Origin of the sequence: Proteiniclasticum ruminis (assembly GCF_900115135.1) — a bacterium.
GTDB lineage: Bacteria > Bacillota > Clostridia > Clostridiales > Clostridiaceae > Proteiniclasticum > Proteiniclasticum ruminis_A.
On the sequence record NZ_FOVK01000016.1, the window covers coordinates 1 to 22,712 of the forward strand.

A 22,712-nucleotide genomic window follows, 5' to 3' on the forward strand; every position below is an offset into this window, starting at 1 on the left:
AAGCAGAAAGAAAGACTGGTATGTGGAAAGAAATGGCGACGAGAAGACACTCAATACGGTTTTAGGCGAAATCACTTTCAGGAGGACGTATTATGTCCATAAGCAGACAGGAGCGTACGCTTACCTGTCTGACGACCAGGTAGGACTCACTCCACATGAGAGAATGGATTTAGGCTTGAAAGCTAGGATTATGGAACATGCAACGTCTATGTCATATCAGAAAACGATCGATGCTTTGTCCTACAGTGGAATAACTTCCAAGATGAGTGTGATGAACGTCATAAAAGGCAGAGAGCCTATCCCCAATGAGGCTGCGGAAATGTCCGACAGAAAGGATAGCACGCCCTCTGTGCTCTATATTGAAGCAGATGAGGATCATGTTGCATTGCAGCATGGAAAATCCACCATCGCCAAGATTGTGTATGTCCATGAAGGGCGTAAGCCCTTATCCAAAAATCGCCATCAGCTGATCCATAAACGCTATTTTACCGCTCTGTCGGATAATGAGTCTCTATGGTTGGATGTAGCCAATTATCTGGAAGAAACCTATGATATGGAAAAAGTTAGAACAGTCTATCTATCAGGAGATGGAGCATCTTGGATCAAAGAAGGAATCAATTGGATTCCTAAATCCAAATATGTACTGGACAGATTCCATCTGGCAAAATACATTAGAACCGCTACGGCTCATATGGATTATGTCAGAGTCCCTCTTACGAAGTACATCCGTAAGGGGATGAAAAGAGCTGTGGCGGATCTATTTCGTGTTATGCTGCAAGAGACTCCATCAGAAGCTAAGAAGGAATCCATACGTATGGCAAGGACTTATATTTGGAATAACTGGGATGGGATACAGCGACAAAAGGCGCATGGCTACGTAGGCTGTAGCGCCGAGGGACATGTAAGCCATGTGCTTTCCGATAGACTGAGTTCCAGACCTATGGGCTGGTCTAAGGATGGATTGATCCATATGAGCAGCATGCGGATTTTCAACCAAAATGGCGGAAGTTTCTTTGAACAATTGAAAAAAGAGGGCTTGAGAAAAAGTACGAAAGCTCGTATTCTCAAGCTGGATCGTCGTGTACTTAGAAAAGCAAATCAGGTATCGGGTGGAGTGCTACCCAATGTTTCCTTCTACCTTCAAGGTAAGAAATCAGGCACTTCTGTGATCTTAAAGAGTATACGAGGTCTATAACAACTGAAAATGCTGGGGGATCTCCTATTATTTTTTTCCTACAGTAAATTGACACTACCCTTTAAACTTCTTCCTTCGACATTGCTTTGAGCCTTAGGGTATAATATAGACAGTGAAACTATGTTTTAGAAAGTGAGGGTCAAGATTTGAATAAGAGTATTTATGACGATTTTCAGCTGAATCCCATCGGTCTAGGAACCAATGCTGTGGGGAATCCATCCTATAATCCCATCAGTGAGGAAGATTCTCAGCACATGATTGTGAAAGCGCTGGAGCTTGGGGTGAATTTTTTTGATACTGCCTACTACTATGGTTTTGGCCATTCAGAAGAAGTCATTGGAGAAGTGCTCAAAAAGTCCAATGCACGGCATAAAGTCCTTCTGGCCACCAAAGGAGCCCACCGGATAGAGGGCAGCGAGATTGTGGTGGACAACAGTCCAAAGTTTCTGGAGGAAGAGGTGTATAAGAGCTTAAAGCGCCTTCAGACCGATTATATTGATCTTTACTATATCCACTTCCCTGATGAGAGTACACCCAAGTATGAGGCTGTAGGGGCTCTGCAAAGGCTCAGGGAAAAAGGAGTGATCCGGGAGATCGGAGTATCGAACTTTACTCTGGAGCAGCTGGATGAAGCCAACCGAGATGGATACATCGATGTGGTTCAGGATGAGTATAATCTTCTTACAAGAGAGAAAGAGGAGAAGTTCATTCCTTATCTCAGAAAGCATAGCATCGGATTTATCCCCTATTTCCCACTGGCTGCTGGGCTTCTTACAGGAAAATATACAAAGGATACGGTGATTCCGGAAAGAAGGCTGAAGAATCCTAATTTCTCCACCAAGTATCTAGAGAATCTGAGGAAGATTGAAGTGCTGAAGCATCTGGCCAAGGAGAAGGACTGTCAGGTCTACCAGCTGGTGCTGGCCTGGTACCTGGAGACGGACTTCATTGATGCCATCATTCCAGGGGCAAAGAATGCTAATCAGATCATTGAGAATCAGAAAACGAAAGAAGTGACGCTATCGAAGAAGGAATTTGATGAGATCAATGCCATCTTCAGATAGTATGTATAAAGAAATACAGTAAGGTTATGTATGAGCTGGAGAAAAGGGGATCCCCCTTTTTCCCAGCTCATTTTCTATAAAGAGGGGAAAAGGTTGCTTTTTGTTGTGGATATGCAAAATGACTTTGTGGATAATAAACGAGGACTCATGGCAGTTCCTGGTGGAGAAGAGATAGTTCCAGGAATTCTTGCGAGAATAAAGAAGGCGGAGGCAGACGGGGAGACCGTTGTCTACACGCTGAATGATCATCATGAGATGGAAGAAGATCTAAGGAGCCAGGAAGAGAAGAATTGGGGTCACGAACTTTATGGACCTCTGAAGGAAGCTCTTAAAGGTCATGTGGCAGTGAAAAAAGGTTATTATGCGGTGCATCCGGAAAAGCTGATGGAAGCTCTGACGAATGCAGGAAAGGATCACCTGAGCATGGATCATATTGAACTTGTGGGAGTGGATACTGCCGTATGTGTTCTGTCCAATGCCGTGGTCCTTCGAAACCTGTTTCCTGATGCAAAAATCATCATTCGCACGGATATGACTAGAGCCAAGGAGGATGAACTTGGACGAAAAGCGCTGGATGTGATGAAGGGGCTTTCTATGGAGGTTCTTTAAGGGGGAAGCATTAAGTTTTTAGCGGTTTTCTCTTGTCACAGGGGCGGATATAATGGTATATTATGTGTGTTGTGGAGAGATGTCCGAGAGGTCGAAGGTGAAAGTCTCGAAAACTTTTGTACGCTAACCGCGTACCGAGGGTTCGAATCCCTCTCTCTCCGCCAGTAGTTTAAAAAGAATCTCTGAGGCTTGTATTTTACTTGATACTAGTCTCAGAGATTTTTTAGTTGCTTTTGATGGTGATGTACCCAAACTTTTTTTGTTCTCGTGAAATGACATAATATGACGGAGCTGTTTGTCCGTAATAGCCGGATATGCTGTCCTTAAGAATACTTAAGGAGAAATAGAAAGAGACCCTTCCACCTCAGGTTTGCCCAGAGTATTTGGAAGGGTCCCTTACTAGCTTACTAGCATGGTAGTTATAACAAGATTTGAAATGGAATAGTAAAAAGAGGTGATGATGATGAGTTACCTGGAAAAACTTGAAAAGCTCATTCAGAAGCAACATGGCACAGTATTAAGTGCTGACCTGGATCTATATGAAATTCCTAGAACCTATCTTCAAATGATGGTAGCCGAAGGGAAACTGGAAAGAGTGGATCGTGGTGTTTATGTTTCAATCGATGCCATTGAAGATGAAATGTATGCCATGCAAACGAAATATTCCAAATTGATTTATTCTCATGAGACTGCGCTCTATTTACATGGTCTTTCTGACAGGACGCCTTTTGAGTATTCAGCTTCTGTTCCTAGTGGTTACAAAGTGGTGGGATCAGTCGCAGATCGATTCAAAATCTACTACATCAAAAAAGAGCTGCACGAACTTGGCGTTGAAACGATGAAGAGTTCACATGGCAATCCGATCAGAGCTTACGATGTCGAGAGAACTGTCTGTGATTTGATCAGAAGCAGAAGTCGGATTGATGTCCAGATTCTAAATGATGCGTTGAAACGATTTGTGAAGTTGAAATCTGCGAATCAATCAATTCTCTTGGAATATGCCAGGAAACTGAAAGCTGAAGCGGTACTGAAAAGCTATCTGGGAGTGCTGATATGAGTGGGAAAGCCATGAGCTTAAAAGCGAAAATCAGAAACTTGGCCGGGAAGAAAGATATGTCCGCCCAAGTCGTGCTTCAAAACTATATGTTTGAACGGTTCCTGTAAAGGCTTTCTCAATCAAAGTATCAGGATAAATTCATCCTGAAAGGCGGAATGCTCATTGCGGCACTTGTCGGCATCGATAACCGATCGACAATGGATATGGACGCAATGATAAAGAATTATCCTATCAATGTTGAAGCCCTGACCAAAGCGATCAATATACGGCGCTCTTTTGGGTTCAACAATCAATACGTCCATAGATTTCTTCTCTTTATCAGTTTGTGAAATTGCACGATACATTCCTTTTAAGCTATGTTTTGTGCATAATCAGGAATGATGCTATTTAGAGGTCTTCTGACCCTGGCTTTTAACGGTCAGGATGCCGCTTAAAGTGGTTTCCGGGATGCGATAGCGCTCAGCGATAGCAATGTCGTTTTTCACGGCTTCGTCGATCCGAGAGACGCAGACCACGAGAATATTGGAGCGTCTGGGGTAATCAAGCTCGATATCTTGTCTGTCCTTATGCTCCTGGGGGATTCCGTCATCTATGAAGGTTGAAAACATCAGAATTGGACAGATGGGATTGTAGCCTGCGTCGAATACCTTACGGCTGTATTTAGCGCAATTTCTGCGTTTTCGATCGGATCGACGCACCAGGAAGAGCTGATATAGGCGAGAGGTCTTTTCATTTTTTGAACTCCTTTCAATAAAACGAATTCTAGAAAATTTGATGATAATGCTTGTTTCACTGATGAGATGTGCACAGAAATCAAATTACATTATTGATTTCTGTGCAAGTTTGGTACATGATATTAGCATGAAAATCAAACTGGAGGTGGTAGCATGGCTATGCCCAATTAACTTCAACCAGTCCTGAACCAAAATGGCGGAATCGCTACTACCGCCCAAGCAAACGAAGTCGGGGGCTCAAACGAAAGATTGCGACTGCTTGTTCATTCAGGCGATTTGGAACGAGTGACTACGGGGATTTATGTTTTACTGTTATGAAACATCCACACAGATAAAGGCTTAAAAATCAAATTTGTCCATCAGATTTAAAGAATAGGAATGATACTCATCACAAAAGATAGAGACTATTGTATTTAAAACTACAAAAGTGTAAAATTAAGCTATGATAAGGACCGCCTCACCTCTGGTACAAATGTGCAACGTGGAAAATGGCGGTTTCCGTTTATAAAAAAATAAGAGGGGGAAGAATCAATGGAAAAGAAAGACCATAAAGCAAAATTTATACTTGGCTTGATCCTTATTCTTATACTCGGCATCCTATTGTTTTTGACCTTTTGTTCAAAGAAGGCAGAGCCTGAAGGACCTTCAGCCAGCAATAATCCTCCTGCTGATACCCCCACTGGTTCTAATTCTCCAGGATCTTCAGGATTCATGGAGGTAAATAAACCAGCACTGCTGGAAGGCATGACCGCCATCAAATGGGAGAACAATGACTGGGTGGACGTGCAAGACCCTGATAAAGACACCACTTGGTATGATTATTCGAAAAAGACAGGAGAAGAAGCAGCGAAATGGGCAAACGCTAGAACTGCAGACGGTTCTTACTGGGTATGGATTCCAAGGTTTGCCTATAAGATCAGTCAGGAAAAAGTGGATATCATTTTTCTGCAGAATAAAACGACTCTAGATAAGAACTCGGAAGAAATGTCAAATGATTATATCGTTCACCCCGCTTTTTCAAATAAAGTGGAGCAAGGTGGATGGAATGAGGAGATAACAGGATTCTGGGTCTCCAAGTTTGAAGCAGCAAAGAATGAAAATGGTTTGGTATTTCTTCCAAATTCATACTCCTATAACAACATTACCATTGGAGAAGCGTTTACTCTTTCAAAGAGTCTGCCATACGAAAACTCATTTCCACACTTAATCAAGAACAGTGAATGGGGGGCAGTGGCATATCTTGCAGCAAGCCCGTATGGTAGAGATGGTGTGGAAGTATCAGCAAATCTCACCAAAGCGACACTTCAAGATGGAACCACAACTTCCGTGACAGCAGGTGGGAATGGAACAGATGGTTTGGCGTCCACGCCACAAGATGCGTTGGAAAACAATAAAGATCAAAGTACCACAGGGAATGTATATGGTGTATATGATATGGCTGGTGGGTTATGGGAAAGAGTCGCAGCCTATATCCATAACGGCAATGACAACTTGCTCCTGAATGGTAAATTCATGGTAGAAGAGGGTGACCCCAAGAGCAGCAATGCATTCAAAACGGTCTATGCACATAATGCTGCAGAGGACACCAATGAGGCAAACTATAACTTGAACAAATCTGGAAAAGGCGATGCCATGTTTGAAACCTCCAGTGGAGTTGGATACCTGTCATGGTATGGGGATGAATCCAGCTTCATGTTTGGCAATGCGGTATTTCTTCATCGTGGTGGAACTACTCTTGATAATCCCGGGGTTGGAATCTTTACCTTTAGCAATACACCTGGAATGGCAGGAAATCCATTGGGATTCCGGTGCACAATTATCGTAAAGTAGCTGAAAAAATTAACAGCTAACTTAAGAAATATAGAAACTCTCCAGAAAATGTTAAAAATGAATAATTAAGTGTAACAAAAACACACCTCTCATCGTTATAGATAATGAGAGGTGTGTTTTTATCTTACATAAGATAAGAAGACATCAAAGAATATAGAAAGAAGGGATTTATATGTACGATGAAAGAAGAAGGAATCAAAGCTTTTTGAGCAGAATGCTGAATTTTGACACCATGATCACACCCACCATTATTAAGATCATCTATGTTATTGTTACAGGGATAGGAATGCTCTTTGGAGTGACAGTCTTTCTCATGGGCCTGAGTGGTGGTGGAAGTGGGTTTGAAACCTTAGGTGGACTTCTCATCATCGTAGCATCTCCCTTTGTGAACCGGATCTGGTGTGAAGGGATGATTGTTATCTTTAAGATTCATGAAAATCTCAATAAGATTGCTAATAGATGAATCTGAAAAGGATGATGGAACTTTTGAGTTCACATGACCCATCACCTTGTACGGATCCCTTCCGATGTTTCAAGAAAAGTGAAGGGCTATAGGATCGGTAGGTTTTTGAAAAGATCAGTAGATAACGAAAGGAAGCATAACATGAGAGAAAAGAAAACACTTCAAATGAAACAGATTTTTTATAGCCTCATCTGGTTCATCATAGGAGGAATGGCTGTTTACACTTCATTGGTAGAAAAAATGTATCAGAGCGGAGTCACCATGATGATTGCTCTTTTCGGAGCGGCTCTTCTCATGATGAGCCTGACCATCATGAAAGACCTATGCAAAGAAGTCAGTAATGAGAAGAGCATCCATGCAGAATAGCATTATCCTTCATATAAGACAAAGAAAGGAAGACTTAAATGAACAAAGAAGAAGACATCTTGGCCCGAATTCTAGAAATCATCATGTATTCGCTGATGCTGTGGATATTTGTATCAGGGAGCTTAACCAATGATCTGTCACTGCTGCAGCCACTGTTTTTCTTCTTGACCACCTATCTTTTTGTGGATTATTCAGGGAAACTACGTAAAGCCAAGGTGAATCGCGGGGGGAAGATTCTTTGCGCACTTCTGCTGTTCGCTTTAAGTTTTGGGTATTACTTTCTATTTGGGTATTTTCAGTTGACTCTAGTTCAACTATAGAGTACTGGGAAGCCAGACAGGGTAATTGATATAGAGAGGTAGGATACTATTTCTTTGATGTACAGATTCTGTCGGTATTCTGTACTTTTAAAATAGATGTTTACCAGATTTTCCCGTCATTCTTACTGTCATGGATCCTTATCTTCAGAAGACCAGGTTATCCAAGGTGAAAACTATCATTATACTGATTAGACCAGAGAGTACTAAGTTTAATTATGTAGATAGTATCTAATTACTCTGATATACTGAACTGAACAGTACTGTAATGTCGCATGATATGGAAAGTATTTGAAGGACAGACTGAAATCTAGCGTCTTATGGGCGGAAGTGTAAAGGAGAATGGAATGACAAGATGGAATGAGATTTCTGAACAGATTTTTGATACGATACTTTACTCCTTGCTTCTATGGATACTTTTCTCGGGAAGCATCACAAACAAGGCGACTCTTTTGGGGTTTATCTTTTTTTACCTGAACATGGTAGTATTCATGAAATATCAGATGAAATATCTAGGAAAGGAAAAGAAGAAGAACAGTTTTGTGTATTTCTGCAGCTTTATGCTGCTTTTACTGCCAATCCTTTATGCTTTAATTTGGGGATACTTTGATATCAATCTGATGCGATTTGAGTCTTTTTAATAAGTTCCGTATGAAAGCTATGTTGAAAATGAGATACGCTCATGAAATTTTGAATAATATATTTATATAAAAATTATTATATATTGAAACGGATACTAAAAAAGGGGACGAAAAAATGCATTATTTAAGTGGATACGTAAACATATTTCTTCTTCTCATTATTCTTTGGTTAGGACGACATGATATGCAATCAGCAGTCTATCAAATTCCTGCATTCCTTGCTGTGATCATCAGCTGGAGGTCTCTAATTAAGTCAAAGAAAAAGAACGCATAGATAATATCCAGAACATCAATGCCTTGCATCGCAATTCAAGAAGTTGGATTCAGAAATTCAAGGGTGTATCAACAAAGTAAGTAGCCAAATTTCCATACTGGTTTAAATGGCTGGAGTTTTTTTAAGAGTGAAAAGAAAGCATTGAAAAGAAAAGTAGCTTTTCATACATGCACACTCATCCAACGGCAATATCATAATCAAAGATTTTCAAGGAAGAAGCCCAGCATTTAGATAAAACGAAATAACTCTAAATACCAATCATGAAACATGATATATCAGGAGGTAAAATGAAGAAGTATGTAGCGGTAATCCTAACAATTCTCACCCTTCAGATATTCGCTGGATGTGAGAAAGAACAAGAGACGCTTGAAAGAATCGTAGAACATATCAACATACTTGAGGAAGAACTACCGAATGAAGATCAGGAGTATCTTGCGAATCATCTGCTTGCTGTAAAAACTGGAGAGCTTCCTTCGAGCCCAACGGGCGTAGCATCATGGTACAATCGTCATGGTAAGCTTGATGAATCATATGCATTTACTTCGGATGAGTATCTTTATCTCTCACGAGAGCTGGTGATGAAGCACACCGATGGGAAACTCATTGGACAGTATTATGTAGACGAAAATTTTGATGTATATTATTTTGGTGGAAGAGACAAAAGCAACTAATCGCTGGATCTTATTTTGAAATAGGGATTCTTATGAATCCTTATTTTTATCTTTATTTTCATCACAGTTCACAAACAGAGCCTTGTTCTAAGACCGGAGTTTTTGCTGAAGAACGGCAAGGGCTCTTTTTTTTTCTTCATAATCTAAATATGAAAAGTTTCCTTCTGAGGCGAATCGGCGGCATTTACGTAAGCAGGATGACGTATGATGAGTGTTGAGATGCTGGTTGTTATTAAAAAGAAACAAAATAATTTGGAAAAAGGTGTAACTTTAATCCATATGCTGCGAATAAGTAGTGTCACACAAAAGAAAATCAAACGAGGTGCACTTCAATGATTTCTGACAAATCTCTCTATGCGTCTTTCTTAGAGGGAGATCGGGGTTCCTTCGAGGAACTGGTACTACGCCATCGACATGGGATGGTGTATTTTCTGATGCCATATGTCAAAAGCTATGAGACCGCAGAAGATCTGGTTCAGGAGGTTTTCGCCTATATTTACCTGAATCCGGATCGGTACAGTGATGATTATGAATTCAAAACCTATCTCTACATGCTGGGAAAAAGACGCGCCATTGACTATATAAGAAAAGAAACCCGCCAGGAAAAAGTATCCTTGGAAGAGTCCATGAGTATAGACCAAACCTCTTTAGAAGACGCCGTTCACCGGAGAAAAAATGCGGCAGATCTAAATAGGTATCTGCATGACCTCAGTCCAGAGGACCAGAAAGTCATTTCACTCATTGATCTCACAGGGCTTTCTCTGGCGGAAACTGCCAAAATCATGGAAAAGTCCGTTGCCGCTGTGAAAGTTCAGTCGCACCGGGCAAAGAAACGTTTAAAGAAGATCATGCTGAAAGGAGGTTTTTCCTATGAAGTCTGACCGAGAATTTTTAGACGGAATCTATCAGAAGGCTGAACACCTGGATCCAGCGAAGACCATCTCCCAGGAAGAAAATATCCTTCTGAAGTCCCAGGAAAAAAGAAGAAAATCCTACTTTTCAAAACCCGCACTGCAGCTGGCTGGTTCTTTTGCGGTGCTGGCCCTGGTGTTTATCGCACAAGGGGTTCAAAACAAGGAAAATCTTCCTGTAGATCCTGTGGATGTACCGCGCGTCATCTCTAGAACCATAGAGGTCACTGAGAAACATCCGTTATTTACAGAAGCCACGGACATTCTGGAAGTAGAAGCTGTAAAGAATGAGTCTCAGATTGAATTGCAGCCTGTGGAAGGATTCAGAACATCACAGGAGAGTGCTTCTCTAGAAAGTTTTCTTTTGAAGAACGAACTGGGCGTCGAAGAAGGAAAAAGAGCAGTGCTTTTCCTTCAGTTGAAGGACGAGAAGATCCAGGTGCTGGATGTATTTTATTGGGAAGAAGAAATCAGAACCTATCTCAATGCCTATCGGGAAAGTCTTTCAATAGAGACACTCGAAGAAACGAAGTAAAAATAAAAAAGAAAGAAGGATAAGAAATTGAAGAAAATCACAACCATCATCATGACAGCTGTAGTAGCATTAGGAGTATTTGCAGGATGCTCCAATGGAAGCACAGATAAAGAGACTCCTGAAAATACAAAGAATGTGACACTGGAAGAAATCCATACTGCGGTAAAGGATGCATATGGAGAAAACTATCTGCCTAATATGGAAATCCCTGCAGAAATGCTGGAAGCTGAGTTTGGTCTTACAAAAGATCTTTATGCAGAAGTCATTGCAGAGCAGCCAATGATTGGAACCCATGCTGACCGCGTGGTTCTTGTTAAGGCGGCAGAAGGAAAAGCTGATGCAGTGGAAGAAGCGCTGAATAAAGCAAAGGAAAACAAGATCGCAGACACCATGCAGTACCCTATGAACCTTCCTAAAATCGCAGCTACAAAAGTCGTCAGACACGGAGACGTTGTGGCATTTCTTTTGGTAGGTGCAATAAATGAAAACATGGACGCCACTGAGGAAGAGGCGAAGACCTTTGCAGAGACCGAGGTAGAAAAGGCTGTGGAAGCCATAAACAACCTTTTTAAGTAAGAGATTGATGAGTGTTTGGGATTTAGCGTTTTAGACCAAACGCAGGTCCATGGCGAAATTCTCCATCACTTGAAATACATAGCAGCAGTATGCTGCAGAACAGAGAAGAGTAGGCTTAGCCCTATTTATGAAAATGGTGCACTTTTAAAGCGGTGTACCATTTTTCTTTTGGTCCCGATGGAGGTCGTTTTGATCAATTCATGAAAAAATATATCGCCATATATATGATCAGACTCAAATGATACGAGGCGATGAACCATGTATTTTACCGTATAGAGTACATGGGTTACGTGAAGCAGTAAATAACAATGATCATTTACTAAAACATAAGTAAATATATTTATAAATTTACTAATAATTAACTAAAACACATGAAAATTTAAATCGATTTAATAGTATGTAAATAATAATGCTGATAAATTATAATTATGATTAAATATGTGTATTTTACTTAGTATTATCATTACAGTTAAAGGTTTAATACTGTTGACTTATCAATTTTCTGTTGCTAATATGAAGGGGTATTAACAATATATAGGAGGATTACTCATGAAGCTAAAGAAAACGTTTGCTCTACTTCTGACTCTTGTTATGGTTGCAGCGGTTGCTGTGGGATGTGGTTCAAAAGATGCTCAGTCCGATGGTGGAAAGAAGATTGGCGTACTCATCTACAAGTTTGACGACACTTATATCTCCAGTGTGAGACAGGCTCTGCAGGCTCTTGACACAAGTGATGCAGAAGTTGAACTGGTGATGCAGGATGGCCAGAACAATCAAGGAACACAGAATGACCAGTTGGATAATCTCATCAGCCAAGGTGTAAGTGCCCTGTTGGTGAATATAGTTGACATCGGAGCAGCGCAGAATGTGATAGATAAAGCAAAGGCTGCCGATATTCCAGTAGTCTTCTTCAATAGAGAGCCAGATGCAAATGTGCTGAAGCAGTATGACAAAGCTAGATTTGTAGGAACACAGCCAGAAGAAGCGGGAATCATTCAAGGCGAGATGATGGCTGAACTCTTTGCAGATGCAAAGTATGACAGAAATGGTGACGGAAAAATCAACTATGTACTGCTGCATGGTGGAACAGACAATCCTGAAGCAATTGCACGATCTGAGTACTCTGTGAAGACCATGAATGAAAAGGGAATCGAAACAGAAGAACTGGCCATGCAAATTGCTGAGTGGGACAATGAAAAAGCAAAGAGTGCTATGGATGGATGGCTTCAAAGAGACCAGAACAACATCGACCTTGTCATTGCCAACAATGACGGTATGGCATCTGGTGCAATCTCTTCTCTGAAGGCCATTGGATTCAACAGCGGCGATGACAGCAAGTACATCCCAGTATTTGGTGTAGATGCAACAGAAGAAGCAAAGGTACTGATCTCTGAAGGTTCCATGGCAGGTACTGTCATGCAGGATGCACAGGGAATGGCGAAAGCTCTGATGGAACTTGGTAAAAATGCAGCCATGGGCAAGGATTTCATTGAAGGAACATCCTACTCCTATGACGCATCAGAAATCTCTGTAAGAATTCCATATCAGCCTTATAGCGGCAAATAATCCTTCGTAGGAAGATTAAAATTTGTATAGACTGGGGAGTTGTGAAAAGATACCATCTGTTATCTCTTCAGGCTCCCTTTTATTTCGATAAGTGTGGTGAATGATTATGGTAGAAGAAAAATACCTGTTAGAAATGATCAATATGAGCAAGTCTTTTCCTGGGGTGAAAGCCCTGGATAACGTTACGTTCAAAGTGCGGCCTGGTACGGTTCACGCACTTATGGGAGAAAATGGTGCAGGAAAATCCACGCTCATGAAATGTCTCTTTGGCATCTACATTGAAGATGAGGGAGAGATCCGAATCAATGGAGAGAAGATGAAGTTCCCCAACCCCAAGGTCGCCATGGAAAATGGCGTGTCCATGGTCCATCAGGAACTCAACCAGGTGATGAAGCGGGATATCATGGACAATATGCTGCTGGGCAGATATCCCAAGAAAAGAGGATTTGTGGATCAGAAGGAGATGTATGCGTATACGAAGAAAATCTTTGATGATCTCCATATCCAAGTGGATCCCCGTGAAAAGATGGAGAATCTTTCTGTATCTGCAAGACAGATGGTGGAGATCGCAAAAGCAGTATCCTATGATGCTAAAATTCTGGTTCTGGATGAACCGACCTCTTCCTTGACGCAGCAGGAAGTGGATGTTCTGTTTAGAATCATCAACCTTCTACGAGCAAAAGGCATGGGGATTGTATACATATCCCATAAGATGGAGGAGATTCTGAAAATCTCCGATGAAGTGACGGTGATGCGAGATGGGCAGTGGGTGGCTACAGAGAAGGCTGAAAACCTCACCACAGACAAGATCATCAAACTGATGGTAGGTAGAGATCTGACCCATCGCTTCCCTGAAAAAGGCAATGTTCCAGGTGATATCCTCCTTGAAGTGGAAGGTCTCACCGGAAAGTACCAGCCTAATATCAAGGATGTGTCATTCCAGTTAAGAGAAGGCGAGATTCTCGGGATTGCGGGCCTTGTGGGGTCCCGAAGAACAGAGATTCTAGAACATATCTTTGGTGTGGCTACCTTGGAAAAAGGAACCATGAAGCTTCGTGGAAAAGAAATCAGAAATCAAACAGCCCATGAAGCCATCCGTCATGGGTTTGCCCTCCTCACAGAGGAAAGAAGAGCCACAGGAATTTTTCCGAATCTGGATATTATGGAGAACAGCGTTATTGCCAATCTTGAGAACTATAAGAAAAGAGGCCTCATCAAGAGCGGGAAAATGAAAGAAGACACCAAGTGGGTCATCGACCGGATGCGGGTAAAAACTCCTTCGCAAAAGACTGTCATCACTGCACTTTCTGGAGGAAACCAGCAAAAAGTGATCATTGGACGATGGCTCCTGACGGATCCTGAAGTTCTGCTTCTTGATGAACCCACCAGAGGGATTGATGTGGGGGCAAAGTATGAAATCTATCAGCTGATGATTGATCTAGCCAAAAGAGGAAAAGGTGTCATCGTGGTATCTTCAGAAATGCCAGAGCTTCTAGGCATCTGTGACCGGATTCTTGTCATGAGCAACGGTCAGGTGGCAGGCGTGGATGAAGTGAAAAATCTGGATCAGGAAAAAATCATGGCTTTATCAGCCAAGTATCTATAATTAGAGGTGAGGAATATGAATAACGAAAGTAAAAAGCCTCAGGGGCTTCGCGCAAAACTTGCAAATCCAAAAATCAATGATTTTCTGCTGAATTATGCACTGTATATTATCCTGGGCATACTGATTATTGCGGTCATCCTATATGAGCCCAGTTTTGTATCCGTAACGAACTTTACCAATATACTGACTCAGGCCTCCACGAGAGCGATTCTGGCCTTTGGTGTGGCAGGACTCATTGTGCTGAGAGGGACAGACCTTTCTGCAGGCAGAATCCTCGGAATCACAGCGGCCATCTCTGCGTCTCTTCTGCAGCGTCTGGACTATGCATCCAGAATGTATCCCAATCTAGGCGTGCTTCCTGTGGTGGTGCCGCTTCTTGTAGCCATCACTGTGGGCGCCGCTTTTGGGGCGCTGAATGGATTTGGGGTATCAAAGCTGAAGCTACATGCCTTTATCGCAACCCTGGGGACCCAGCTCATCGCCTTTGGCTTGCTTCAGACCTATATTGACCGTCCGCCTCTAGGGGCTCAGCCCATCTCCACTTTGGATCCAAGATATCTGGAGCTGGTGAATGGTGCCTTTGTCATCGGCGGGGTAAGGCTTCCTTATCTTATCTTTTACGCCGCTGCCATCGCGGTGATTATGTATGTTGTCTGGAATAAAACAACGCTCGGAAAGAATATGTTCGCCATTGGCGGAAATCCAGAAGCGGCAGCTGTTTCTGGGGTCAACATCGTGAAGAACATGATGATTATTTTCATCATCTCAGGAATCCTCTATGGACTGTCTGGTTTTCTTGAAGCGGCGAGAATCGGATCTGTAACCTCTAACACAGGAGCAAACTATGAACTGGATGCCATTGCAGCGTGTGTTGTAGGTGGAGTATCGTTTTCTGGCGGTGTTGGAACCATTCCTGGGGTGATTATCGGGTCTATCATCCTCCAGTTCCTCAATTATGGACTGAACTACATAGGGATCAATGTTTACCTTCAGACCATCATCAAGGGAATCATCATCATCACGGCGGTTGCCATTGACGTAAGAAAATATGTGGCGAAAAAATAGAATCCTTGTAACGGGATCCTGCAAAATACAAGAGAATGCTTCAGGTGATCCTTGGAGAAATTATGTGGAAAGAACTCAGATATCGGAAATGAGTTCCCGTAAAAAAGCACTGGAAGACAATCCAGCTGCTACATAGAAGTGATTTACAGTCATGCAGAACGATCCGTAGGGATGAATTGCATGACTTTTTTCTTTCCGTCTTGAAGAACCTACGAGAAAGAAATGCCTCTTGAAAGGTGACGGGGATCCCCTTGAAGAAAAATGAAGATTTTTTTCATGAAACAGGGTATGATAAAGAGATGAAATGTTAGGGGACCATGGAGAGAAGATGAATCTGATCTCTATGAGAAATAGGAGGAACTATGAAAATATCAAAAAAAGATGCACTGCAGTGGTTTGAGTTTTTTGCCATGCTGCCAGAAGAGGAAGAGCTTATGGTCAAGCAGCAGGAGATCGTCTACGCCACCTTTGCACAGATTGAAGAGGCCATAGACCATCGCAATGAGAAACTTATGGAAGACATCGAGGGACTGAAGACTCTTGAAAAAAGAACACTTTATGTGGGAAATGACGAGAAGTTTCCAAGGGGCTGTAAATCCTGCCTTCTGGGCACGGGGCTCAATGCCATCCGTAAAACCAACAAGTGCAATATCGAGTGCAAGTTCTGCTACAACTATGGAGAACTGAATCAGATTCCACCAGTGGGGGAAGGTATGTGGGAGATCGGAGGAACCAAGTTCTACGAAAAAGACATTGATCTTCTTTTATCGGTGTACAGAAAGCCTACAGGCGTATCGTATGTGTATCTGGAGCCTTTCATGGAGATTGAGAAGTACTACTCCATCATCAGTAGATTCAAAGAGGCAAAGGTGTATCAGCACCTCTACACCAACGGACTTCTGGCCACGGAAGAAACCTTGAAGGCTTTGGGAGAAGCGGGCCTTGATGAAATCCGGTTTAATCTTGGTGCAGCGAACTGCGCAGACCAGGTCATCAGAAACATCAAGATCGCCAAGAAGTATATCAGGACTGTTGGAATCGAGACGCCCATGACACCGGAGTTCTTTGATGCATTTATGAAGAAAAAAGAGATGATTCTCGATACAGGTCTTGATTTTATCAACTGCGCAGAGCTTCATCTCAATGAGAACAACATTGGGAACTATGAAGGCGAGAATATGTATATTGCAAGGCATGGCTATATTTCTCCCATCTGGAGCAGGGAGCTCACGCTGAAGTTCATGAAAATGGCGGATGAGGAGAAGTGGGATATTGCGGTCCATGACTGCTCCAATCAGACGAAGTTTGCAAGGAATCTGAATCTCAGCAGCAAGGAAGGAAAGTGGTTTGGGGCCAGCAATTATTCCAGCGAGTTCACCAGAATTCCTTTTGAAGCCTTTTTACCCATCCTTCGCGATGACAGTTTCCAGTTCCTGACAGAAGAAGAGCTGCCAATGGGGTATAAGGCTGGAGAACTGTTCTTCTAATTCGGAAGAGGGGCAAGGCGCGGCTCTGTCATAAGCCTCACAAGAAATTGAAAAGAAAAATAAACGGACCTGCTGTGAAGTTTATCAAAAAAAGTTCCAGCAATAAGGCCACATCACGAATTCTGAAATGATCTGTGATTGTGGTCTTTTTTTGCGTAGTGTTGTCTAGTATATCTTGGGAATTAAGAAAGACATACTGTGCTTGTATTTCTGAAATAAACACAATACATATGGAAGGATTCTTTTTCGTTGATACAAAATCTAATGTCCTCTATAATGAAACCAACAGTACTTTGAATATTTTGATATTATTTATCCATTTCATTCTGAGAAGCAAAAGGCAGGTGCTTTCCATGAGTAAAGCAAGAAGAAACCGAAGGATCCTATTTTTCTTTCTACTGACATTTTTGGTGGGAATCATTTATCTTGCCCTGACCTTGCCATCGGAAGACTATGGTCTTGTGAAGAGAAATCTCATAGATCTTAATGAGGGCTGGAGGGTGGAATATGAAGACACTGTCCTTCAGGAGGTCACTTTTCCACGGGAACTTCAGCTGAAGGAAAATACGAGGTACACAGCCGCAAGAACTCTGCCAACACTACCCTCTGATTCAGCAATGCTTCGGGTAAGGTCTTCTATGCAGGACATCATTGTGTATATTGATGGGGTGGAAATATTTAGAGACGTCAAGGGAGTCGGTGGGAGGCTCACGGTTCCAGATGCAAGCCTGTGGCACTTTTTGAGTATTCCTGAAGGAAGCAGCGGAAAAGAAATCAGGCTGGAAATGGTGTCACCTACCAGAGCGTTCTCGGGAACGCTGAATGAAGTATATGCCGGAGAAGGAATCGATCTGATTTCACAGGTGGTGAGAGAGAATGCCCTGAAGATTATACTGAGCATACTGTTTCTCATTCTTGGCATCTTCATGCTCATTTTATCCGCTTTTGTCAAAAATTTAGAAGACAATCGGCTGATTTATCTGGGTGGTTTTGCTGTGCTTTTTTCTGTCTGGCTGTTTGGGGAGTCTAAAGTACTGCAGCTTTTCACCGGGAACCGCTTTCTCATCGGAGGAATCAGTTACATGGCGATTCCTCTCATTGCCATATCCTATGTTTTTTTTCTGAAAGAGTCTGTGTTCCAGAAGTATCAATCAGTGATGGTGGGAGTGGCTTTTGTGTTTTTTGTGAATCTTGTGGGGAATGTTCTCCTGCAGGTTTTTGGCATCCAAAATTTTATTTCCAGCATGGCGCTGACCGTGGTGCTGGTAAGTTTTATGATTGTAGGCTCCATGGTGCTTATGGTCATAGAGTGGAAGATGGATGGGAATCTTCAGGCAAGGACCATGATTCTGAGCTCTTTTATTCCAGCCGTTTTTCTACTTGCTGAAGTCAGCACATTCCTTTTGGGCAGATATGAGATGACGGGTTCTCTCACGGGAATCGGCATTCTACTGTTCTTCCTTCAGATCTCTTATTTCACGTTCCGGTCTGTGGATAAAGCCATTCAAAGTGAGAGAGAATCGGAGTTTCTGAAGAGAATGGCCTATGTGGATATCTTAACTGGCATGGGCAATCGGGCAGCCTTTGAAAAATATGTGGATGGGCTGAGAAAAAAGCACAGCGGGAAACAGTTCCGGCTTGCCATGATGGATATTAATAATCTGAAGTACATCAACGACCATTTTGGTCATAAAGAGGGAGACGCGGCCATAAAGAAATGCGCTAAAGCCATGAAAAAGTACCTTTTGCCCTACGGCGACTGCTTCCGATTAGGAGGAGATGAGTTTGCCGCGATATTATACGATCTGGATGAGGAAACCTATGCGCATCTCATCCGATGTATGAGAGAAGAAATCCATGCGGTAGAGGACAAGCACCCATACCGGGTGGACATTGCAGTGGGATCCAATGTCTATCAGGAAGACAGATTTACGGATTTTGGCACTTTCATCCATGAAACGGATCTTCGAATGTATGAAAACAAGAGAATGGCTAAGGAAAACCAGCTGGAGGCCATGAGTTGAAGGAATATGAATGTACAGAAAAAGAGCCTGAGATGGGTCCTAAACAGGATACGTCTCAGGCTTTTATATATTTGTGATGAAGTATGTTAGTTCCGGGTTGTGATACTGTCCATATGCTTAGTATCCCATATTCAAGGGGAGTGGCGTTTTGGACTCCACGTGATGATACTCCATTTTCTGGCCATCCACAAATATCTCCAGCGGCAAATCCTTTTTAGAGGTGACTTCCGTATGGAAAATAGCATAAGATTTAGGGTCATATCCTGCAGTTTTTGTGAATTCAACCTTGTAGAATTTTTTGAAGAACCTTCTGGATTCAAAACCCATCATGGAGTAGTCGGTATCTTCTGAAGCGCCGTTGTAAAGAATTAAGTACTCTTTATAGTAAGAACCTTCTTTGGAACTTGGCTCGTTCATATAAGACATCACATAGATGCCGTCTTCGGACTCCTGAGAGGTCTTTAGCCAATGGTAGACTTCAGAGTGATTCTCATAGTTTTCAATACTGATTCCTGAAGCACCTCCCACACTGGTGACGCTGGTGGTTGTTCTAAAGGTCATTAGCCCCATGAAGAGGAGAATGACCATGAGGATCGGAATGACAATGACCGCGATGAGGATTTTACCAAGGCCGGTCTCCTTTCTTTTGGTGTAGAGCGGCATTTTTGCCTCTTGAGGTACGGTTTCTCCACATTGAGGGCAGTGCTCCCAGGAAGTATTTAGGGGATAATCGCATCTTTGGCATCTGCCTTTCAGCTGAGTGCCACAGGAGGGGCAGACGGCATAGCTTTCACTGACAGCTGCTCTGCAGCTGGGGCATTCCAAAGTTCTTTCTTCTGATCGCACGATGAGATAGATGATGAGACCGATGAGGGCAGGGGAGAGAATCGCGATGAGGGTCCATAAAGGAGCATTCATGCCCCGGCTTGCTGCATCCCGGTAAACGTAGACGCCGATGAGGATGGGAAGGACCATAAACAGTCCCAGGACAATGAGGAGATTGGCTGTTATTACAAATGACATAATCATCTTCCTTTCATACAATGTTTCTTATGACAGGAGATTAAAGAGAGCATGTGCTTCTTTTTTCTCCAGCTGTTTTCTGGTGAAGACCACGGCAATGATACCTGTTCCTGCCAGCCACAGGGCGAGCACAGAAAGAAATAACACACTGAGTGCCATGGAATAGGGGGCGGCCAAAAAAGCTGCGAGTCCAAGAGCGATAAACAGAAGATGAGAGGAGGCTGTAAGAAGCAATAGCTGCCTTACTTCTCTTCGTCTCTCGGCAAGGAGGGTCAGCTTTTCTTCGGTTACTTTTGGTGGGGTATACTTTTCAAAATCAAAATTCAAGTTCATGAAGCATCTTCTCCTTTAATAGCGCTCTGGCTTTACTGAGGCGGGATTTTACGGTTCCTTCTGGAATATCCAGCACCTTTGCGGTTTCTTTGAGGCTCAGGTCCTGGAAGTAGAATAAAATGACTGTCATTTTCAGCTTGTCTGGGAGAGCATGGACTGCTGCATGGAGATTACTGAAGTCTTCTTTCTTTTCTTCTTGGGCACTGTTTAGAATCAGGTCTTTCTCTTCTTGGGAGCTGAAATAATCAAAGAGGAGGCTGATCTTCTTTTTCCTGTACTGATCTTTATAGGTATTGACGCAGATCCTTGTGAGCCATCCTTGAAACTCAAGTTCCTTATTGTACTGATGAAGCTTTCTATGGACTTTGAGCCAGGTTTCCTGATAAAGATCATCCGCATCGTCCTTGTTGGTGCAGAGTGTTCTGCAAAGACCATAGAGTCGTTTTCCATATTTATCTATATAGGCATCGAGCACTTCTGCACCTCCCTTTACTCTTATATACGAAGTGTACCACTGTTTGGTTCATGAATTGTGAAATTATTTTTGAGATTCTTAATCAGTGTAGCTAAGATAAAGGGTATCAGAATTAGAATAACGAGGACAAAATTGGCGATGGATATAATTTAAGAAGAGTATAGATTACTTTCTATCCTTAGAGATATTTGGAAGTTTGATTGATATATTACAAAAGATTCATTATAATGGATTGTAAGAATATTCGTATATTTACGGATCGCTTTGAGTTCAAAAAGTGTCTTGATAATAATTGAAGATAACTGTGATGAAGTTGCTTGACGGGTCTCTATTACTTTGAAATCTTATCGGTAAACGTAGAAATGCACCTACAAATGAAGGAGGTTATCATGCAAAAAGTTACTTATTTTGATGTGGAGTATGCAAACTCAAGGAACAAGTCCATCTGTCAGCTGGGATTGCTTTGTGAAGATTACTTATCTAGCGAACCTTACTATCCTGAAAGAAATATTTATTTAAATCCCGGAGATGGATTTGACGACATCTGTATAAGGATTCATGGGATAACATCATCGAAAGTAAAGAATGAACCACTTTTTTCAGAAATTTGGCCACACATTGAAAAGTACTTTACGAATACAGTGGTAATTGGTCATAATGTGGCAGGAGCAGATCTCAATGCTCTGGTAAGAAATTTGAAACGCTACAATATTGATATTCCAGAGCTCTATTATGTGTGCACGTTAGACTTGGCTCGTCAATATGTACCTTCCTTTGCCGTTGAAAACTTTAAGTTGAGTACTCTTTGCAGTTACTTTGATATTGATAGTGACTCTGAACATGACGCATTTGATGATGCATGTGCCAATGCGGATCTGCTGAAGGCAATGATAAACGCTTATAAGATTAATATCGATGACCATATTAAAAGGTATAATCCAGTTGAAAGTAAGGAGTTTCAGCAGTATATCGCTGGTCCTGTACTTAGAAAAGCAATCAGTGAATTCTATGGAATCGTAAGAGGATTCTCCATTGACAATAGAATAACTTCTGAAGAGGCAGACTACATCAGAAATTGGAGAAATCAGTACTGTCAATATACTGGGAGTGAGGAAGTGGCGTCGATAATTGATACCATTGATACAATACTCGAGGATGGAGTGGTGACTGTAGCAGAATCATTTGATCTTCAACGAACCGTGAGGCAGTATATGGATCTGGTTTCAACTTCTCCAGTGACATTGGCAACGCAAATTCTAAATGGTATCATGCAAGGAATCATCATTGATGGTGAAATATCTTCAGAAGAAAGTGAACATCTGAGAAGATGGCTTTATGACAATATCTATCTTTCTGGGCATCATCCTTTTGATAAGGTCATGGAAATGCTGGAAAAAGCACTTTCTGATTCCATCATTACTAAGGAAGAGTCAGAGTATATTACAAAGACAATACGAAGCATTCTGAATCCAGTAGAAGAGCTGAAGGTTCTTGTCCATTCTGTAGAAGGAAAAAATATTTGTCTGACGGGTAATTTTGCGTATGGGAGTAAGCTTGATGTTGCTCAGTACCTGAAAGTACGAGGGGGTCTCATTGACAGTACAGTGAAAAAATCTACAGACATACTTCTCGTAGGAGCTCTTGAATGTCAAGCGTATTCTCATGGCACCTATGGTCAAAAAGTACTTAAGGCCATGGAGTACAATGAGAAAGGCTGTAAGATTGAAATTGTGAAAGAAGTTGATCTAATAATCAGCTGAGATTTTCAAGAGTGGTTATCCATAAAAAATGATAGTACTGTGTTCCTAAGTATGTTTATCTAGAGCACACACAAAAACCACCCTGTTCTTGAATTAACGATCAAGAGCAGGGTGGTTTTTGTGAAACGAA

23 protein-coding genes, 1 tRNA gene and 1 pseudogene are annotated in these 22,712 nt (G+C 42.0%); 22 read left to right on the forward strand and 3 right to left on the reverse strand.

Features of this window, described 5'->3' with window-relative positions:
- The 21 genes and pseudogenes from BM243_RS13445 to BM243_RS13550 form a co-directional block, all read left to right on the forward strand.
- Positions 1-1,195, forward strand: a 1,195-nt coding sequence (locus BM243_RS13445) for an ISLre2 family transposase (RefSeq protein WP_074912893.1), incomplete at its 5' end; no start/stop codon positions are given.
- 146 nt (positions 1,196-1,341) lie between these two features.
- Positions 1,342-2,259, forward strand: coding sequence for an aldo/keto reductase (locus BM243_RS13450; protein WP_074912895.1), 918 nt, complete (start codon positions 1,342-1,344; stop codon positions 2,257-2,259).
- 93 nt (positions 2,260-2,352) lie between these two features.
- Positions 2,353-2,868, forward strand: coding sequence for a cysteine hydrolase family protein (locus BM243_RS13455; RefSeq protein WP_074912952.1), 516 nt, complete (start codon positions 2,353-2,355; stop codon positions 2,866-2,868).
- Between the two features lie 73 nt (positions 2,869-2,941).
- Positions 2,942-3,032 (forward strand) — tRNA-Ser (locus BM243_RS13460).
- Between the two features lie 296 nt (positions 3,033-3,328).
- Positions 3,329-3,925: a type IV toxin-antitoxin system AbiEi family antitoxin domain-containing protein gene (locus BM243_RS13465; RefSeq protein WP_177213533.1), complete on the forward strand. Its 597-nt coding sequence runs from the start codon at positions 3,329-3,331 to the stop codon at positions 3,923-3,925.
- Between the two features lie 122 nt (positions 3,926-4,047).
- Positions 4,048-4,254 (forward strand): annotated as a pseudogene (locus tag BM243_RS15595) (nucleotidyl transferase AbiEii/AbiGii toxin family protein); the annotation flags it as partial.
- A 606-nt stretch (positions 4,255-4,860) separates the two neighbouring features.
- Positions 4,861-4,977 carry a type IV toxin-antitoxin system AbiEi family antitoxin domain-containing protein gene (locus tag BM243_RS15600; protein WP_431602461.1) on the forward strand — a complete coding sequence of 39 codons (117 nt, stop codon included), beginning with the start codon at positions 4,861-4,863 and terminating at the stop codon, positions 4,975-4,977.
- Positions 4,978-5,190: 213 nt separating this feature from the next.
- Positions 5,191-6,489 (forward strand): hypothetical protein, encoded by a 1,299-nt coding sequence (locus BM243_RS13485; protein ID WP_074912899.1) that lies wholly within the window; start codon positions 5,191-5,193, stop codon positions 6,487-6,489.
- 172 nt (positions 6,490-6,661) lie between these two features.
- A complete protein-coding gene (locus BM243_RS13490) occupies positions 6,662-6,952 on the forward strand; it encodes a DUF4282 domain-containing protein (protein ID WP_207646207.1) in 291 nt (96 codons plus the stop codon).
- A 141-nt stretch (positions 6,953-7,093) separates the two neighbouring features.
- Positions 7,094-7,318: a hypothetical protein gene (locus BM243_RS13495; protein WP_074912901.1), complete on the forward strand. Its 225-nt coding sequence runs from the start codon at positions 7,094-7,096 to the stop codon at positions 7,316-7,318.
- Between the two features lie 38 nt (positions 7,319-7,356).
- Positions 7,357-7,638: a hypothetical protein gene (locus BM243_RS13500; RefSeq protein ID WP_074912903.1), complete on the forward strand. Its 282-nt coding sequence runs from the start codon at positions 7,357-7,359 to the stop codon at positions 7,636-7,638.
- A gap of 344 nt (positions 7,639-7,982) precedes the next feature.
- Complete coding sequence (locus BM243_RS13505) at positions 7,983-8,276, forward strand: hypothetical protein (RefSeq protein WP_074912905.1); 294 nt, start codon at positions 7,983-7,985, stop codon at positions 8,274-8,276.
- Between the two features lie 561 nt (positions 8,277-8,837).
- On the forward strand, positions 8,838-9,221 hold the full coding sequence (locus BM243_RS13510; RefSeq protein ID WP_074912907.1) for a hypothetical protein: 384 nt from the start codon (positions 8,838-8,840) through the stop codon (positions 9,219-9,221).
- 332 nt (positions 9,222-9,553) lie between these two features.
- A complete protein-coding gene (locus BM243_RS13515) occupies positions 9,554-10,102 on the forward strand; it encodes an RNA polymerase sigma factor (RefSeq protein ID WP_074912909.1) in 549 nt (182 codons plus the stop codon).
- On the forward strand, positions 10,092-10,667 hold the full coding sequence (locus BM243_RS13520) for a hypothetical protein (RefSeq protein WP_074912912.1): 576 nt from the start codon (positions 10,092-10,094) through the stop codon (positions 10,665-10,667). The genes BM243_RS13515 and BM243_RS13520 overlap by 11 nt, the downstream gene beginning before the upstream one ends.
- A gap of 27 nt (positions 10,668-10,694) precedes the next feature.
- On the forward strand, positions 10,695-11,243 hold the full coding sequence (locus BM243_RS13525; protein ID WP_083422819.1) for a DUF4358 domain-containing protein: 549 nt from the start codon (positions 10,695-10,697) through the stop codon (positions 11,241-11,243).
- A gap of 549 nt (positions 11,244-11,792) precedes the next feature.
- Positions 11,793-12,809 (forward strand): galactose ABC transporter substrate-binding protein, encoded by a 1,017-nt coding sequence (locus BM243_RS13530; protein ID WP_074912915.1) that lies wholly within the window; start codon positions 11,793-11,795, stop codon positions 12,807-12,809.
- A 106-nt stretch (positions 12,810-12,915) separates the two neighbouring features.
- Complete coding sequence (locus BM243_RS13535) at positions 12,916-14,415, forward strand: ATP-binding cassette domain-containing protein (RefSeq protein ID WP_074912917.1); 1,500 nt, start codon at positions 12,916-12,918, stop codon at positions 14,413-14,415.
- Between the two features lie 15 nt (positions 14,416-14,430).
- Positions 14,431-15,480, forward strand: a complete 1,050-nt coding sequence (gene mglC / locus BM243_RS13540) for a galactose/methyl galactoside ABC transporter permease MglC (protein ID WP_074912920.1) — start codon at positions 14,431-14,433, stop codon at positions 15,478-15,480.
- A gap of 362 nt (positions 15,481-15,842) precedes the next feature.
- The gene (locus tag BM243_RS13545; protein ID WP_074912921.1) at positions 15,843-16,967 is read left to right on the forward strand and encodes a radical SAM protein; all 1,125 of its coding nucleotides are present in this window, start codon (positions 15,843-15,845) and stop codon (positions 16,965-16,967) included.
- A 353-nt stretch (positions 16,968-17,320) separates the two neighbouring features.
- Positions 17,321-18,991, forward strand: coding sequence for a GGDEF domain-containing protein (locus BM243_RS13550; protein WP_074912922.1), 1,671 nt, complete (start codon positions 17,321-17,323; stop codon positions 18,989-18,991).
- Positions 18,992-19,108: 117 nt separating this feature from the next.
- Here BM243_RS13550 and BM243_RS13555 read toward each other — a convergent pair whose 3' ends face one another.
- From BM243_RS13555 to BM243_RS13565, 3 genes are read right to left on the reverse strand one after another with little or no spacing between them, the layout of a single operon-like run.
- Entirely contained in the window at positions 19,109-20,014 is a 906-nt protein-coding gene (locus BM243_RS13555; RefSeq protein ID WP_074912923.1) for a zinc ribbon domain-containing protein, read from the reverse strand.
- Positions 20,015-20,041: 27 nt separating this feature from the next.
- Complete coding sequence (locus BM243_RS13560) at positions 20,042-20,347, reverse strand: hypothetical protein (RefSeq protein ID WP_074912924.1); 306 nt, start codon at positions 20,345-20,347, stop codon at positions 20,042-20,044.
- The gene (locus tag BM243_RS13565) at positions 20,331-20,822 is read right to left on the reverse strand and encodes an RNA polymerase sigma factor (protein WP_074912925.1); all 492 of its coding nucleotides are present in this window, start codon (positions 20,820-20,822) and stop codon (positions 20,331-20,333) included. The genes BM243_RS13560 and BM243_RS13565 overlap by 17 nt, the downstream gene beginning before the upstream one ends.
- A 389-nt stretch (positions 20,823-21,211) precedes the next feature.
- Here BM243_RS13565 and BM243_RS13570 point away from each other — a divergent pair, with 389 nt between their 5' ends.
- Positions 21,212-22,582, forward strand: coding sequence for an exonuclease domain-containing protein (locus BM243_RS13570; protein WP_074912926.1), 1,371 nt, complete (start codon positions 21,212-21,214; stop codon positions 22,580-22,582).
- The last annotated feature ends 130 nt before the right edge of the window (positions 22,583-22,712 follow it).

Coding starts and splice junctions, on each gene's coding strand:
- BM243_RS13555 (WP_074912923.1), bottom strand. CDS start 20,014: ATGTCATTTGTAATAACAGCCAATCTCCTCATTGTCCTGGGACTGTTT.
- mglC (WP_074912920.1), top strand. CDS start 14,431: ATGAATAACGAAAGTAAAAAGCCTCAGGGGCTTCGCGCAAAACTTGCA.
- BM243_RS13530 (WP_074912915.1), top strand. CDS start 11,793: ATGAAGCTAAAGAAAACGTTTGCTCTACTTCTGACTCTTGTTATGGTT.
- BM243_RS13505 (WP_074912905.1), top strand. CDS start 7,983: ATGACAAGATGGAATGAGATTTCTGAACAGATTTTTGATACGATACTT.
- BM243_RS13535 (WP_074912917.1), top strand. CDS start 12,916: ATGGTAGAAGAAAAATACCTGTTAGAAATGATCAATATGAGCAAGTCT.
- BM243_RS13500 (WP_074912903.1), top strand. CDS start 7,357: ATGAACAAAGAAGAAGACATCTTGGCCCGAATTCTAGAAATCATCATG.
- BM243_RS13570 (WP_074912926.1), top strand. CDS start 21,212: ATGCAAAAAGTTACTTATTTTGATGTGGAGTATGCAAACTCAAGGAAC.
- BM243_RS13560 (WP_074912924.1), bottom strand. CDS start 20,347: ATGAACTTGAATTTTGATTTTGAAAAGTATACCCCACCAAAAGTAACC.
- BM243_RS13550 (WP_074912922.1), top strand. CDS start 17,321: ATGAGTAAAGCAAGAAGAAACCGAAGGATCCTATTTTTCTTTCTACTG.
- BM243_RS13490 (WP_207646207.1), top strand. CDS start 6,662: ATGTACGATGAAAGAAGAAGGAATCAAAGCTTTTTGAGCAGAATGCTG.
- BM243_RS13495 (WP_074912901.1), top strand. CDS start 7,094: ATGAGAGAAAAGAAAACACTTCAAATGAAACAGATTTTTTATAGCCTC.
- BM243_RS13545 (WP_074912921.1), top strand. CDS start 15,843: ATGAAAATATCAAAAAAAGATGCACTGCAGTGGTTTGAGTTTTTTGCC.
- BM243_RS13465 (WP_177213533.1), top strand. CDS start 3,329: ATGATGAGTTACCTGGAAAAACTTGAAAAGCTCATTCAGAAGCAACAT.
- BM243_RS13515 (WP_074912909.1), top strand. CDS start 9,554: ATGATTTCTGACAAATCTCTCTATGCGTCTTTCTTAGAGGGAGATCGG.
- BM243_RS13485 (WP_074912899.1), top strand. CDS start 5,191: ATGGAAAAGAAAGACCATAAAGCAAAATTTATACTTGGCTTGATCCTT.
- BM243_RS13510 (WP_074912907.1), top strand. CDS start 8,838: ATGAAGAAGTATGTAGCGGTAATCCTAACAATTCTCACCCTTCAGATA.
- BM243_RS13520 (WP_074912912.1), top strand. CDS start 10,092: ATGAAGTCTGACCGAGAATTTTTAGACGGAATCTATCAGAAGGCTGAA.